This window comes from Paenalcaligenes sp. GW821-LYS-B07-1 (assembly GCF_058803365.1).
Genome location: NZ_CM179516.1, coordinates 3,200,591 through 3,215,421, shown reverse-complemented (window position 1 = coordinate 3,215,421; position 14,831 = coordinate 3,200,591). Strand labels below are relative to the sequence as shown.

Here is a 14,831-nt window from a genome sequence, read left to right as displayed (position 1 = left end):
CTGAGGGCCTCCAAGCATGAGTGCACATAACTTTACCGTCACCCGCTCTTCAAATCGTAAACACCTGATCGCAGTTATTGATGGCCCGAATATGTCGAGCCTGGGTAAGCGCAGCAAAAAAGTCTATGGAAATATCCAATCGTTGGATGAGCTTAAAGAATGTGTACGCGGCTTTGGTGCACAGTTGGGTGTAGAAGTAGAAAATTTCTCGTCCAATCACATGGGCGATATTTTGGAATACATACATGAGTCTGCACACAGGGTCGATGCGTACATCATCAATCCCGCTGGCTTAACCACCATTGGTGAAGGCGTACGTCACGCACTGGAAGATACCGAGCTACCAGTGATGGAAGTGCACTTCTCAAATATCGCAGCGAGTGCAGGTTCCTCGCGTGGGTTGGGTGGCGGCAGTATTCAGTCCAGCTTCACACATACCGCGACGGGTATTTGCATGGGTATGCGTCATTACAGCTACTTGGCTGCGCTCACGGCATTGACCTTGGCGCTGGATGATCAGAGTTTCCTTGGTGGCCCTTCGGACCAACAGTAATCCCTCTTCTTATATAACGATTAATACGGAGGAAGACATGAAAAAGTTTTCACTACTCACTACAGTATTTGCCGCCGTTGGCCTGTTCAGCAGCGCGGTTGTTCAGGCTGAAGTTAAGCCTGTTACGCTGAAATTGGCACACATCTATGCTACTCAAGACCATTGGGGGCAAACAGCAGAGCGCTTTAAAGAAGCGGTTGAAAAACGCTCTGACGGCAAAATCAAAATCAACATTGATGCAAACGGTTTAACCGGTGATTGGCCGCAATCCATCGAAGGTTTGCGCATGGGTACTAACCACATCGTGCTGCAAAGTGTGGGTGCGTTAGATCGCTACGCCAAGTCTGCAGGTGTAGAAGCCTACCCTTACTTGATTCGCGATATGGATCACTACCGTGCTGTGTATAACGGCCCCGTTGGTCAAGAGCTGTACGACCAAATCGCTAAGGAAAGCGGCTTCAAACTGGTGGGTGCAGCTTACCGTGGCGCACGCTACCTGACCTCCAATCGATTGATCCAAAACCCAGACGACTTGCACGGTTTGAAAATGCGCGTGCCGCCACTGCGTATGTACCGCAGTACGTGGACGACATTGGGTGCAAGCCCTGTGCCTATGGGTATGGCTGAGCTCTTCACGTCACTGCAGCACGGCATGATTGATGGTCAAGAGAACCCCTTGGAAGTGATCAAAAACGTGAACTTGTTTGAGGTGCAGAAAAATGTTGCTGAAACTCAGCACACCATCGGCGCGATGACCCTGATTTACTCAGATCCTTTTTTCCAGAATTTGCCAGAAGAAACACGACAAATTCTGCAAGAAGAGGGTGAGCGCGTCATGAGTGATGCTACTGATCGCATGATTGTGGAAGAGCAAAACATGAAGCAGTTCTTGATCGAAAAAGGCATGGAGTTCAATACGGTAGACCGTGAGGCCTTTGCGACCAAAATTCAAGCCATGGATGCCGAGTTCCCTGAGCTGCAGGTGTGGTTGGATAAAATCCGCGCCGTTCAATAATGAAAAAGTCGGGGCATGAACTACGGTCATGCTCCGACCCCACTGGTAAAAGTTATGACAACTAACAACGTACCTACCAAAACAGAAAACTGGGCAGATAAAACCGCGTCTGTGATTGAGAAAACGCTGGACTGGATTATCGGCAGCATGATGTTTGTAATGTGTGCGGTTATTGCATGGCAAATTTTCTCGCGCTATGTGCTGAAAGATATGTCGTCGTGGAGTGAGGAGGTTGCTCGCTTCTTGATGGTGTGGATTTCACTATTAGGTAGTGCGGCAGTATTACGTCGTGGTGGTCATGTGACCGTCACCATTTTGTTGGATCACATTTCCACCAAACTTAAACAGCGCGTCTTAATTATTCGCGATCTGTTAATGCTGGCTACCTTGGTGAGCATCACCTATTACGGTTGGGAATTTGCACAAATCAACGCAGTCCAGCTATCGGCCGCGATGGATATCCCCATGTCATGGGTGTATGCCTCATTGTGGCTAGGGATGGGGTTATGCGTAGTGGTGTTGCTGTTAATCCGTTTGGGCACGACCCCTGACTGGACAGCTAGCAGTACCGATGAACACCCCTAAGTACGGAAAATACCCTTTATGATCACCGTAACCTTAATTACCCTTCTGACGCTTGTGTTGATGCTGATAGGCATGCCCATTGGCTTTGCTATCACAGCAGGCGTATTGGCCGCGTTGGTGGCTCTGGGTGGTATCAGCCTGATGGCGGTTCCCCAGCAATTATTCAGCGGATTAGACAGCTTTTCGTTGTTGGCTATTCCTTTCTTTGTATTGGCTGGTAGCTTGATGACATCAGGCGGTTTAACCAGTCGTTTGTTAGACTTCGCCAATGCGTTGTTGGGCCGCTTCAAAGGTGGTTTGGCCATGAGTGGTGTACTGGCGTCAGGTATGTTTGCCGGTATTTCTGGCTCGGCTGTGGCGGATACCAGTGCCTTGGGCCGTATTATGATTCCAGCCATGATTCGCTCTGGTTATCCCCCTGGTTTTGCGGGTGGCGTGATTGCGGCAGCGAACGTGGTAGCACCTATTATTCCTCCGTCTATCCCGTTCATCGTGGTTGCCGTGCTAACGGGGCAGTCCATTACCACTCTGTTCTTGGCAGGTGTAGTGCCAGGTGTGTTGTACATGTTGTCTATGTTGGTGATGAGCTGGTGGATTAGCCGTCGCAATAACTTTCCTACACAAGGTAAAGCGTCAGGCAGAGAAATCTGGGATACCTTTAAAAAGTCGTCGTTTGCCTTACTGCTGCCAGTGTTTATTTTGGGTGGGATTCGCAGCGGTATTTTTAACATTACCGAAGCAGCCATCATGGCCGTGATTTATGCCCTGATTGTGGGTACGGTCATCTACCGCCAAATCACATGGAAGATCTTTGTAGAGAGCTTGGTCAGTGCTGCTCACACGACAGCGGTAATTATGATTATTGTGGCAGCAGCTAGGGTATTTAGTTGGCTGTTGGCCTACGTGAGTATTCCAGAAGCCATTGCAGCATTTGTATTGGAGAACATCAGCAACCCATTGTTGTTCTTGTTGTTCGTGAATATCTTGCTGCTGATAGTAGGGATGTTCTTGGAAACCAATGCAGCCTTAGTGATGCTGATTCCTGTGCTATACCCCATCGCCATGAAGCTGGGTATTGATCCTACGCACTTCACAGTGGTCGCTGTAGTGAACCTGTGTATTGGGTTGATCACACCACCGGCTGGTTTGTGTTTGAATATTTCGTCATTGTTGGCACGTATTTCGCTAGAGCGCGGTGTGGTAGGCATTGCACCATTCCTCATTACTGCGCTGGTTGTACTCACTATTTTGACGCTGTTCCCACAAGTGTCTGTGTGGCTACCTAATTTGGTGGCAGGCTCTTAGAGACTACTCATCTAGTTTATATACGGTAGCCTCTCAGACCAACTTCGGTCTGAGAGGCTATTTTGTTTTAGCGTTATTCGTTTCCTCTCACTGCTAACCATCTTTGCACCACCGCCTCAGCCAGAGCTTGATTCGGGTCTGTACTGTGGTGCAATAAATGAGAGCGTGCGTGAGCTAATGCCAAGGGAACTTCAGTGCAAGCCAAGATAAGGTGTTGGGCTCCTCTATCTATTAATGCTTGAGCAGCAGCCTCAATCATGGGAGAGCCTTCATCCAGTGCATGGCGTTTGATGGCATAGCAACCTCGCATGAATAGAGTGTCTAGTTCGGCTTCGGTGTTTTCTAGCACTTCTAATCCATATTGCTGCAATGTGTCTTGGTAGAGGCAAGTACGTAGCGCACCACGAGTAGCTACTAACCCTACACGCTTGAGTGGTGTAGGGCGACTCGTATGCTGTAAAGCTTCCAGTGTTGCAGTTACTATATTCAGAAAAGGCGCATGGCTGGCGGGTTGTAGCTGGTCTATCCAGTGATGGGCAGTATTGCAGGGCATGACCAGTAATGTGGCACCAGCACGATTTAGCTGTTCCACTGCCTCTAATAGTTGAGGCAAAGGTGATGGGCCTGTACCGGCTATAGCCTGTTGACGATCAGGAATTTGTGGCACGTTCCACACTACAGTGGGGACGTGCTCTTGATCGCGTTGAGCCGGTGTGGCGGCAACCAATTTGTGTAGAAAATCCACGGTTGCTAATGGCCCCATACCGCCCAGTACACCCAGCAAAAAGGGCTGAGCATCAGTTTTCATACACAGCAGCATAACGTTCTAAGATATTACGGTATCCAGGCAAAGCAGCTGCGCCACCTGTGTGGATAAACACAATGTTTTGACCCGCTTTGAAGATGCCTTTGCGTATGTAATCCAACAAACCAGCAAAGCCCTTGGCGCTATACACAGGGTCTAACAAAATACCTTCTGTACGAGCAAGTAGGAATAGCGCTTCTAGTGTGGCAGGTGTAGGGATACCATAGCCTTCACCTACGTAATCCGCGTTGACCTCTATGGTGTCAGCAGGAAATTCGCCACGTATTTTCAGCAACTCCCATGTTTGACGGGCGAGCTTGGTGACATTTTCAATTTGACGTTCGCGTGGTGCTCTCACACTAATGCCAAGCACAGGAATATGACTGTTGTTACCTTGTAGGCCGACGACTAGTCCCGCTTGTGTACCCGTGCTGCCAGTGGCATGTACGACGTGGTGTACATCCAGTTGTTGATCATTGATTTGCTGTAGTAACTCTTGGGCAGACTCCACATAACCTAAGGCACCAATGGCATTAGAACCACCACCTGGGATCAGGTAGGGGACTTCACCAGCAGCTTGTAGGCGTTCTCCAATCGCTACCAATTCGTGGTTCATGTCTAGGCCACTGGGTCGTGCCTCTATGACAGCACCAAAAATACGGTCCAACAATACGTTGCCGTTATGGTCGTAGTCCTCATCTGTGTTGGGGATACGTTCTTCCAGAAGTACGGTGGTGCGTAGTCCTAGTGCTGAAGCCGCTGCAACGGTTTGGCGTACATGGTTAGATTGTCGCGCACCTTGTGTCACGATGTGAGTAGCGCCTTTTGCTAAGGCATCGCCTAACAGGAACTCTAGCTTGCGGGTTTTATTGCCACCTAAGGCCAAGCCTGTATTGTCATCGCGTTTGATATAAATATCTGGGCCTCCCAGCAAACGGCTTAGGCGAGGTAGGTGCTGTAAAGGGGTAGGGGCTTGCGTCAGTACTACGCGGGGAAAATGGGATAGTTTCACGATGGTGTCTCGTCAAATAAGTGGGTGCTCTCTTCGCGCAAAATCTGCAAAATCTGACGTTTCGCGATGGAGTAGTCGGGGTTCAGGAGCAGGGCATCAGGTGTGCGTGGCCTAGCGAAAGGGACTGTAATGATTTCCCTAACTTTGCCGGGGTGAGCGGCGAGCATAACGATTCGGTCGGCTAGAAATAGCGCTTCGTCTACATCATGTGTCACAAAAACAATGGTGGTGCCGGTGTCTGACCAAATGCGATTTAGTAGCTCTTGCATGATGAGTCGGGTCTGGGCATCTAAGGCGCCAAAAGGCTCATCCATCAGCAGAACTTCAGGCCCTGGCAACCAGGCGCGGGCAAGTGCAACACGTTGGCGCATGCCGCCTGAAAGCTGCCATGGGTAATGGTCTGCATAGCGCTCTAAGCCAATCTGACGTAAATAATGCCGTGCTTGGGGCAGGTAACGATGCTCGGGTAGGCCTTTCATGCGTGGGCCGAACGTGATGTTGTCTAGCACGGTGAGCCACGGAAAGAGGTTGGGCTGCTGAAACACCATACCACGGCTGGGATCTGGGGCAGTGATGGGTTGGCCATCCAGTAAGAGGTGCCCTTGGTCAGGGTGGTCAAAGCCTGCCAATAGGTTTAGCAAGGTGGATTTACCGCAGCCAGAAGGGCCTAATAAGCAGAGAAACTCACCTTGGTGCACATCCAGATGAATATTATCTAGTACGATGTGTGGTGGTTGTGTACCGTGCGAGAACGTTTTGCTGACGGCGTGTAGTTGAAGTTTGGCAGAGCTCATTACGCCTCCTTTCCTGCCCACGGCACCAGTTTGCGCTGCAAAATAACCAGCACAGCATCAAACAGATAGCCTAGTAAGCCGAGTAAGAAAATACCTAGCATGACTATATCGGTACGCAAGTAGGTGCCTGCGTTGATCACCATCCAACCTAAGCCAGAGTCAGCAGCTACCATTTCAGCAGCAATCAATGATGTCCAGCCTATGCCTATCGCAAGCCTGATAGTGGTAAAAATTTCAGGTAGTGCATTGGGTAGGATGACATGCCAGAAAATCTGGCGACGGTTAGCTCCTAAGGTAGCGGCTGCGCGCAAGCGGTTTTGGCTGACATTTAATACAGCGGCGGCAGAACCTACCAAGATGCTGAGTAGCGTAGAAATGAAGATCAGAAAAAATTTCGCGCCTTCATCAATACCGAACCATAAAATCACCAATGGAATCAGGGCGATTTTAGGCAGAGGGCGCAAGAACTGTACAAAGGGGTCCAGCAAGGCGGATAGCCATTTGGAACGCCCCATCAGCAGTCCTACTGGGACTCCAATGACAATAGCCATTAGAAAGGCAAAACCGGCACGTGCTACGCTGATACTGATGTGTTGCCAGAGAGACGACTGACGATAACCGTTTTCTGCTAAATCTAGTGCAGTGTTAAAAACCTCGCCCAGAGACGGCAGTAATAATGGGTTTACCCATCCAAAGGTACCTGATAATTGCCACAGTAGTAAAAACACCAAAACGGCCATCACGCTGATGAACGCATATTTCCAGGGTGCTGCACCCGTAGTTGCAGCGGATCGTGAAGCAGGAGCTGACATTTATGGCTTGGCGGCGGCGTTGTGGGCGGCCTGCTCCAAATAACGTGTGTTAATCGCTCCAGCGTAGCTGGCAGGTACATCGGATTGGCGTAACTCACCAATATTGGCCAAGAAATCAGCTGCGCTTTTGTAGGAGCGGGTGATGCGGGAGTCTGTTTTGCTGTTACTGTCGCCTATATAGTCCACGGTCAGTTGCTCGGTGATCGAAGGGTATGTTAGGCCGGCCAGCGTGGCACTTACGTTTTCCACGGGGATGTTCAGGTGCTGGGCTATTTTTTGTGATGCAGCGTCAGGGTCAGCTAAGTATTCGTTGGCTTTTTCCTGTGCAACTTCCAGAAATTTCACGATTAACTCTGGGTGTTGATCTGCAAACTCTTTGCGTACAACGTAATTGTTGAAAACTAGCACACCATATTTTGCCAAATCTTGAGTCGCAAAAAGCTCTTTGCCTTGCTCGGCCTCCAGTTGTTGGCTAAAGGGTCCCCAGACGTAAGCAGCATCAATATCACCACGTTGCCATGCCGAGACGATTTCTGCTGGTTTCAAGGCGACTGTGCGTATTTTGGAACGATCGGCACCATCACTGGCCAACTGTATAGCTTGTTCAAAAGCAAACTGTGCAGTGGAGTTAGCGGGATAGGCAACTCGTTTGCCTTCTAAGTCTTTGAGAGAGTTGATGCCCGGTTTAGCAATCAAGCGTTCACTGGTAGCGATGATCTCTTGTACCCCAATGACTTCAATAGGTAGGCCGCGAGCAATACCAGCGGCGGCAGGGCTGGAGCCAAAACGGGCAATATCGATTTCTTTAGCGGCAAAAAGTGCTAGTACATCAGCACCCGAGTTAAAGGCGACCCATTTCACTGGTACGTTAAATGCGTGGTCGAAAGACCTGTCTATTTGTCCTAATACCCATGTGCGCGGGCCTCCAGCCCAAGCAAACCGCACTTCATCAAGGGACTCTTGGGCAAGTGCTGAGCTGGTAGGTACCACGCTGACAGTGAGCAGCAAAGTAACAATGAGTTTTTTTAAGATGGACATGACAGTCTTCCTGATAGAGTGATAAAACACAGTTTAGGAAGACCATTTGCTTTGCAAAAATACACAATTCATCTTTCTTTATAAGCGAGTGATGAATGTTTACATGTCGCAATGAGTAATTAAGGTATTACCAAGAATAAAATGGAGACTTTGGTGTTCTTAGAGGGGTAGTCCCTACCACTGTACTGTAATACAGCCATAAGCGAGTCAAGGGACGTTACTACGCTTGCTGGAAGCCTCTGAGATCTGATGCGGCGTTTGATACGTTAAAAATTCTATTTCTACCTATAAAGAGACTGGTATGAGTCACATCTTCTTAAGATGGTTGTTGGTTTTATTGTGTGTTTCGGTAGTCTCAGGCTGTGCTAACGTTAGATGGAGCCATCCCGCGCCTTCGTCCGAGCTCGTGGAAGACGTTGCCAATGATATTTACGGCATTAAGTACGAGAAAGACTACACTGCCAAGACAGAAGAGCCTGCCACGCAAGAAGAGTTTGATCAGATTATGGATAATCCGCCTACCAAGGAAACGCGCGGTATAAGGTTGGTGGCGAGGGTGGAAGATGAGACCTTTTTCATGGCGGGCTATAGCACGCATCTGTATCAGTTGGGTTTAAATTCAGAAAAAGACTATGCCCGCTATAACATCGAATATAAGCCTGTGATTGGATATAAATATGCTTATCGAGGGAAGATTACGGGCATTGCGTTTCAGTCGCCGCATATGGCGATGAGCAACAATGATAGAACTAGCTTAGTGCTACGAACCAAGCCGGTTTCGGCGTTTAATGTGAAACTCTTTTATGAAGATAACACTACCGCCACATTTGAATTTTTGTCCTCTGAGCTCTCTACTCGATTTGGTGGAGGGTTTAAGTTAACACCCCTGAGCTACTTCGATGGTTGGCTGCTCATTGATCATAGCTATTACAGTGATACCTTTACCTTAAGTGGCCCCTATAACCGTTAAGGCTACACGGTGTATATGTGATCTCAGGTTAGCATCAAACTGTAGCTGTGTTTTGTAGATCAGACACATTACTGTTGCTACCCTCCTAGCGATTTGCCTAAAACCCTACTTTCTAGTGATATAAGTGCCGAAAGAGTGCTTTTTACTAGTGAAGTAGGGTTTTTTTGTATTGAACATAATGGCATCTTGCGAAAGACTTAAAACATCAATTCTATATTTCATAAAATTATAAGTGATTGAATTTTTTAATTTTTTTGTTGCGATTTATATAAGGAGTAGTTTGGAGCATTCATGCTTTAATGCGTCGTGGTAGAGAGGTGGTTAACTTTAAAAAACTATTTTGGAGAACACGTCTATGCATGTAGCAGAAAAGAATAAAGGTTTATCCATAGTGATATGGATAGCGGTCGCCTTACTAGGTGCTTTCGCATTGGGAACGGTAGCCCTGACTCGTGGAGAAACCGTGAGCGCCCTGTGGGTAGTCATCGCGGCAGTGTGCGTGTATTTAATCGCATACCGTTACTACAGCAAATTTATTGCTAATAAAGTGTTTGAGCTGAATGCGAATCGCATGACTCCAGCTTGGAAACACAACGATGGTTTGGACTACGTTCCTACCAATAAACACATTTTATTTGGACACCACTTTGCAGCGATTGCGGGGGCAGGGCCGTTGGTTGGGCCTGTGTTGGCAGCGCAAATGGGGTATTTGCCCGGCATGTTATGGATTCTGGCGGGTGTGGTGTTTGCCGGTGCCGTGCAAGATTTCACAGTACTGTTTATTTCTAGTCGCCGTGATGGGCGTTCGCTGGGTGATTTGATCAAGGCAGAATTAGGGCCAGTGGCAGGCGTGATTGCGCTGTTTGGGGCCTTCATGATCATGGTCATCATTCTGGCGGTGTTGGCCTTGATTGTGGTGAAAGCGCTGATTGGATCTCCGTGGGGCACCTTTACTGTTGCAGCCACCATTCCTTTAGCGATCTTCATGGGGATTTACCTGCGCTATCTGCGTCCAGGCAAAATCGGTGAGGTATCTGTCATTGGTTTGGTATTGCTGTTGGCGTCCATCATTTACGGTCAGGATGTGGCACAACACCCTTACTGGGGTGAGTTCTTCAATTTGGATGGCGAAGAACTGACATGGGCGTTGATTATCTACGGTTTTATCGCTGCCGTATTGCCTGTGTGGTTGCTGTTGGCACCGCGTGATTACCTGTCTACTTTCCTAAAAATCGGCACGATCGTTGGCTTGGCCATAGGTATTATCTTTGTAGCACCGCCATTGAAAATGCCTGCAGTCACGCAGTTTATTGATGGTACGGGGCCAGTGTGGGCGGGTGGTTTGTTCCCCTTCTTGTTCATCACCATTGCGTGTGGCGCGGTATCGGGGTTCCATGCACTGATTTCGTCGGGCACTACACCTAAGATGATCGAAAACGAAACCCAAGCGCGTTACATCGGTTATGGCGCGATGTTGATGGAATCCTTTGTGGCCATCATGGCGTTGATCGCTGCATGCGTGATCGAGCCGGGTATTTACTACGCCATGAACAGTCCGGCTGCACTGATAGGAACCACACCAGAGCAAGTGGCGCAGGTGGTGTCTAGCTGGGGTTTTGTGATTCAGCCTGAGCAACTGACCTCCATGGCTGCAGCGGTAGGCGAGAACACAATCATCTCGCGTGCGGGCGGCGCTCCTACCTTAGCGGTGGGTATGGCCTACATTCTGCACTATATGTTTGGTGGGCCTAGCATGATGGCTTTCTGGTATCACTTCGCCATCTTGTTTGAAGCTCTGTTCATTCTGACGGCGGTGGATGCGGGTACGCGAGCAGGTCGTTTTATGCTGCAAGACTTGTTGGGGACATTTGCTCCCAGCATGCGTGCAACTGATTCGCTGGTGGCCAACCTTACGGCGACGTTGTTATGTGTGGGTGCATGGGGTTATTTCTTGTATCAGGGGGTTGTGGATCCATTGGGTGGCATCAACACCTTGTGGCCATTGTTCGGTATTGCTAACCAGATGCTGGCGGCGGTAGCGCTAACCTTGGGTACAGTGGTGCTGTTCAAAATGAAAAAAGACCGCTACGCGTGGGTGACAGCAGCACCTACGGTGTGGCTGTTGATCTGCACACTAACGGCAGGTTTCCAGAAAATATTCCACCCAAATCCAAAAATTGGCTTCTTGTCTCACGCTGAAATCTATAGTGCTGGTTTGGCGGAAGGTACCATCATGGCACCGGCTAAATCCTTGGAACAAATGCGTCAGGTCATCATCAATGACTACGTAAACTCCATACTGTGCGCATTGTTTATCTTCGTGGTGATTAGCATGGTGTTCTTTGGTATACGAGCTATCCAGAAAGCTCGTCGTAACCCACAGAATACAACGGCTGAAACACCTTTTGAGCCATTGCCTCCACAGGCCTTGGCAGGAGCAGAGTAACCATGAAAACCACTGGATTATTCAGCAGCTTTGCCCGTTCAGCCACACAAACGGGCGCTCAAACAGGTCGTTACCTAGGGCGTACGTTACGCCTGATGGTAGGGGTGCCGGATTACGATGTGTATGTGAAGCATATGCAAACTACACATCCAGATCAGGAGCCTATGGACTACGCTACTTTTTTTAAAGAAAGGCAGGCAGCACGTTACGGCGGTAAGGGCAGAATTATGTGCTGCTAATGCATAGCGCCATAACCAATGCGTTGTGGCGTTTGAAGTCATAAAAGCACTCCTAGGCTAGTTTCTAGCCGCGGGGTGCTTTTTTGATGAAGACATACTATATGGATAGGCGCAGACGGGTTTGGTGTAAAGCGGTCATACTATAGGTATAGGCGTTGCGCGATAGCACGATGCATAGTGTCTTTGGCGAATGGGGTTAGTATGTACGTATGCTTTTTGTCTTAAGAGCCTCACTGTTATAGGGGGTTGCCCGTGTTTAGAGACTTGATTGATGATTTGGATGACATGTCTGCAGGACCAGAAATTCTGCTAGATGTGCCATTCGTGCCTACTGATGACAGCGTCATCAAGAAAATGCTGGGCCTGGCACGGGTCAATGCCAAAGATGTGCTGTACGACTTAGGTTGTGGCGATGGTCGTATTGTGATTGCCGCTGCTAGAGCTTATGGCACGCAGGGCATAGGCATAGAAATGGATCCATTGCGTGTTGCTGATGCCATGGAAAATGCAGCGCATGCCCGAGTAGAACATCTGGTGGATTTCCTGGAAGAGAGCATTTTTACGGCTGACATCAGTGATGCCACGGTGGTGACCTTATACCTGCTAGAGTCTGTTAACTTGGATTTACGGCCTCGTTTGCTCAGCGAATTACGTCCTGGTGCACGCATTATTTCTCATGCGTTCAGCATGGGGGATTGGAAGGCAGACGAAGAGCTAGAGCTTAGTGGCATTAGCATCTACAAGTGGATAGTGCCTGCTCAGGTAGAGGGGGCATGGGAGTGGGAAGGTTTAGACGGCAAGACCTATTACGTGGAATTGCAACAAACATTCCAAGAGGTCACCGGTACGGCATGGATAGGTGATCATCAGGTAACACTGAGCTGTGCGCTATTACAGGGCGATAGCCTAGAGCTACACATACAAGACGCCGACAACACCTCACATATGGTCACGCTGATTTTTGCGGATGGTGAGATAGAGTCTGTGTTTGAAAGCGTATAGTTGATCACATCCGCCACCATGGTGCATAGGTAAGAACACAGGGGTATGTAGAGTAATGCAGGGTGTTTTGCAGAGGGTACAGAACTGGGGCAAGAGGCTGAGCGCCTGCCTATGTAGGAAAGGGCTGATGTGCGTCGTATTGAGTATGTTGCCTTTCACCGTACAGTCACACCCGCATGCGTGGATTTACGTAGAAACCTCGTTTTTGATGTTTGCTGATGGGTATGTCACTGGGATAGAGCAGCACTGGAATTACGACAACTTTAGCTTTAGCCTTAGGGGATGTGGTGCAGTTTTCGGGCGATCTTCGTGATGATGAGCTGCACTTACGCTTCACGGTGCTGTTACAGCAGCCTATTAAAATGGCTGATTCAGACCTTGAGTTAGCGGTTTTTGACCCGTCTTTTTATATTGAAATACTGCAGCACCCAGAAACGCCTCCACGTATGCAGGGCGACTCGGCGCTTGAGTGTGAGGTGCGGCTGCAATACCCAGAACCCACTACTGAAGACTTCTTAAAAGCGGCTGCTATTGATAGTGGGCTAGAGGTAGGCCCACAATTTGGTGCACTGTTTGCCGAGACCGTTCACGTACACTGCAAATAACGAAACAGTGGCCGTAGGTGCCGTGTTCTAGAACAGCGGGTTTGGGGTGCTACGTAGCCCTTGCTGCAATAGCCCTATGCCTAGCAGCAAAATCACCATGCCCCCTAGCAAACCCAGCAAGTCAAAGTAAAGGTGATGGGGAGTTGAGCCGGACTGGCGTTGAAAAAATCGTAAGGCCAACTGCTTGAACGATACGGTAATAATGGCTAATACGCTCACTGTGAGGGCTGTGCCTATGGACATGGCTACGACAGCGGCAATACCCACCCAGCGCAAGTCCAAAGAATACGCGCCTAGCAAGACTAAGGTCGCGCCTGTACATGGTCGCAATCCTATAGCCATGATGATGGGGATAGCAGTGCGCCATGTTAATGGTTGGCTGAGGTGTGTTTGGTTTAATTGATGGGCGCCACCACACTCGGCACAATACGACTGCATTTTTCGGCCAGTAGTAAACAGCCCTTTACTTGCGGGTTTAGGACGTTTCCAGTGTTGATAGAGCTTGCGCGCACTACGCAGTGCCAGAATGGCGCCCAGTGCTATCACAAATGCAAAACTAATATTTTCCAGTTGAGTGGCGGCTTGTTGGGTATGGCGTAATGAGTAACCCAGCAACTTGGCTAAAAGCTCTACCAAGAGAACCGCAACAGCACCCTGCATGAGTGATGAGGCAATGGAAAGCATAATCCCTCGGCGTAATAGGGTTCTACTGGTGCCTAAATAAGTGGTGATCACAGCTTTACCATGCCCTGGTCCCGCTGCATGAAACACACCATATAGCAAACTAATACCAATCAGTGGCCATGCCGCAGACCAGCCACCCTGAGACACCACACGCAGTGTGGTCGCCAGTTGTCTATGTAGTTGTGCTTGGGTTTTTAGTACCCACAGCAAAAACTGATTCCACGGCACATAGCGGTATAAGAGCCCTATGACGACAAGAATGAGTGCTGCGATGACTACAGAGCGTGTCCACAGACGTGTGGATGACGGGCTTAGTTCGGGCATTGTATATGTACTTTTTCTGCAAATAAGTGACCCAGATCGTCGTCAACACTGTCACCTTTATCTAATGCAAAGGCGCGGCTGAAGTCCTCGGCAGAGGGGGTAGGCTGGGTGATGTAGGCACTGCACGGCAACCCATGGTTTGGGTACAGCGTAGGGGGCGACTCTGCAGGGTGAGTCATGTGTATATAGTAGGTGGGGTCGTAGACCGAGAAAGAGACGGTGTCCTGTCGTGGGTCTACAGGTTTTGCTAATGGTGCAGAAAAGGATAACAGCAGTTGTGAGCCACGCTTCTCTATAGAAAACTGTGTGATGGTGCCGAATGCCGCGCGCTGATCATTGATAACAAGGCGAATGAAGTAGCTGTAGGGCTCAAGGTTGTGGATGACATCCGTGGCGTACTGTTGCAGGGCTTGGTCAGTGTTTTCATAGTCTTCTGCAATGCCATCCAGTATGGCGGCGCTGTATAAGTCATCAAACAACCACGCTTGTTCTATAGCCTGTATTTGGCCATCTTCCGAGAGTACGATATTGCTTTGTACGTCTATCCAAGCATGTGGGTGTGCGTGTACCTGAAAAGAGAAAACGGTCAGTCCACATCCTAATAGGGCAAGGAGTTTTTTCACGCGTAGATAGCCTCTTGAG

Annotated in this window: 17 protein-coding genes; 10 read left to right on the top strand and 7 right to left on the bottom strand. The window is 49.1% G+C overall.

Annotated features, from left to right (window positions below):
* The first annotated feature begins 16 nt into the window (after positions 1-16).
* Genes AC3QL0_RS15475 through AC3QL0_RS15460 form a run of 4 tightly spaced genes read left to right on the top strand, consistent with a single transcriptional unit; the run spans position 17 to position 3,458 of the window.
* Complete coding sequence (locus AC3QL0_RS15475; RefSeq protein ID WP_493009273.1) at positions 17-553, top strand: type II 3-dehydroquinate dehydratase; 537 nt, start codon at positions 17-19, stop codon at positions 551-553.
* A gap of 37 nt (positions 554-590) precedes the next feature.
* Positions 591-1,568, top strand: coding sequence for a TRAP transporter substrate-binding protein (locus AC3QL0_RS15470; protein WP_493009272.1), 978 nt, complete (start codon positions 591-593; stop codon positions 1,566-1,568).
* A gap of 54 nt (positions 1,569-1,622) precedes the next feature.
* A complete protein-coding gene (locus tag AC3QL0_RS15465) occupies positions 1,623-2,153 on the top strand; it encodes a TRAP transporter small permease (protein ID WP_493009271.1) in 531 nt (176 codons plus the stop codon).
* An 18-nt stretch (positions 2,154-2,171) separates the two neighbouring features.
* Positions 2,172-3,458 (top strand): TRAP transporter large permease, encoded by a 1,287-nt coding sequence (locus tag AC3QL0_RS15460; RefSeq protein ID WP_493009270.1) that lies wholly within the window; start codon positions 2,172-2,174, stop codon positions 3,456-3,458.
* A gap of 73 nt (positions 3,459-3,531) precedes the next feature.
* Here AC3QL0_RS15460 and cuyB read toward each other — a convergent pair whose 3' ends face one another.
* The 5 genes from cuyB to AC3QL0_RS15435 are packed head-to-tail and all read right to left on the bottom strand — an operon-like array spanning position 3,532 to position 7,919.
* The gene (cuyB, locus tag AC3QL0_RS15455; RefSeq protein ID WP_493009269.1) at positions 3,532-4,266 is read right to left on the bottom strand and encodes a cysteate racemase; all 735 of its coding nucleotides are present in this window, start codon (positions 4,264-4,266) and stop codon (positions 3,532-3,534) included.
* Entirely contained in the window at positions 4,256-5,275 is a 1,020-nt protein-coding gene (gene cuyA / locus AC3QL0_RS15450; RefSeq protein ID WP_493009268.1) for a D-cysteate sulfo-lyase, read from the bottom strand. Before cuyA ends, cuyB begins: the two co-directional genes overlap by 11 nt.
* A complete protein-coding gene (locus AC3QL0_RS15445; RefSeq protein WP_493009267.1) occupies positions 5,272-6,069 on the bottom strand; it encodes an ABC transporter ATP-binding protein in 798 nt (265 codons plus the stop codon). Before AC3QL0_RS15445 ends, cuyA begins: the two co-directional genes overlap by 4 nt.
* Positions 6,069-6,881 carry an ABC transporter permease gene (locus AC3QL0_RS15440; protein ID WP_493009266.1) on the bottom strand — a complete coding sequence of 271 codons (813 nt, stop codon included), beginning with the start codon at positions 6,879-6,881 and terminating at the stop codon, positions 6,069-6,071. The genes AC3QL0_RS15445 and AC3QL0_RS15440 overlap by 1 nt, the downstream gene beginning before the upstream one ends.
* A complete protein-coding gene (locus AC3QL0_RS15435) occupies positions 6,882-7,919 on the bottom strand; it encodes a taurine ABC transporter substrate-binding protein (protein WP_493009265.1) in 1,038 nt (345 codons plus the stop codon).
* Positions 7,920-8,220: 301 nt separating this feature from the next.
* Here AC3QL0_RS15435 and AC3QL0_RS15430 point away from each other — a divergent pair, with 301 nt between their 5' ends.
* The 6 genes from AC3QL0_RS15430 to AC3QL0_RS15405 all read left to right on the top strand — a co-directional run bounded on the left by AC3QL0_RS15430 (position 8,221) and on the right by AC3QL0_RS15405 (position 13,181).
* Positions 8,221-8,889 carry a hypothetical protein gene (locus AC3QL0_RS15430; protein ID WP_493009264.1) on the top strand — a complete coding sequence of 223 codons (669 nt, stop codon included), beginning with the start codon at positions 8,221-8,223 and terminating at the stop codon, positions 8,887-8,889.
* A gap of 355 nt (positions 8,890-9,244) precedes the next feature.
* On the top strand, positions 9,245-11,335 hold the full coding sequence (locus tag AC3QL0_RS15425) for a carbon starvation CstA family protein (protein ID WP_493009263.1): 2,091 nt from the start codon (positions 9,245-9,247) through the stop codon (positions 11,333-11,335).
* A gap of 2 nt (positions 11,336-11,337) precedes the next feature.
* Positions 11,338-11,574, top strand: a complete 237-nt coding sequence (locus tag AC3QL0_RS15420) for a YbdD/YjiX family protein (protein ID WP_430221183.1) — start codon at positions 11,338-11,340, stop codon at positions 11,572-11,574.
* A 252-nt stretch (positions 11,575-11,826) separates the two neighbouring features.
* Positions 11,827-12,576 (top strand): class I SAM-dependent methyltransferase, encoded by a 750-nt coding sequence (locus tag AC3QL0_RS15415; protein ID WP_493009262.1) that lies wholly within the window; start codon positions 11,827-11,829, stop codon positions 12,574-12,576.
* Between the two features lie 55 nt (positions 12,577-12,631).
* Complete coding sequence (locus AC3QL0_RS15410) at positions 12,632-12,889, top strand: DUF1007 family protein (RefSeq protein ID WP_493009261.1); 258 nt, start codon at positions 12,632-12,634, stop codon at positions 12,887-12,889.
* The gene (locus tag AC3QL0_RS15405) at positions 12,864-13,181 is read left to right on the top strand and encodes a DUF1007 family protein (RefSeq protein ID WP_493009260.1); all 318 of its coding nucleotides are present in this window, start codon (positions 12,864-12,866) and stop codon (positions 13,179-13,181) included. The genes AC3QL0_RS15410 and AC3QL0_RS15405 overlap by 26 nt, the downstream gene beginning before the upstream one ends.
* A gap of 27 nt (positions 13,182-13,208) precedes the next feature.
* On the opposite strand, the gene AC3QL0_RS15400 is transcribed toward AC3QL0_RS15405, so the two are convergent.
* Positions 13,209-14,189: a nickel/cobalt transporter gene (locus tag AC3QL0_RS15400; RefSeq protein WP_493009259.1), complete on the bottom strand. Its 981-nt coding sequence runs from the start codon at positions 14,187-14,189 to the stop codon at positions 13,209-13,211.
* Entirely contained in the window at positions 14,177-14,812 is a 636-nt protein-coding gene (locus AC3QL0_RS15395; protein WP_493009258.1) for a DUF1007 family protein, read from the bottom strand. The genes AC3QL0_RS15400 and AC3QL0_RS15395 overlap by 13 nt, the downstream gene beginning before the upstream one ends.
* Positions 14,813-14,831: the final 19 nt, after the last annotated feature.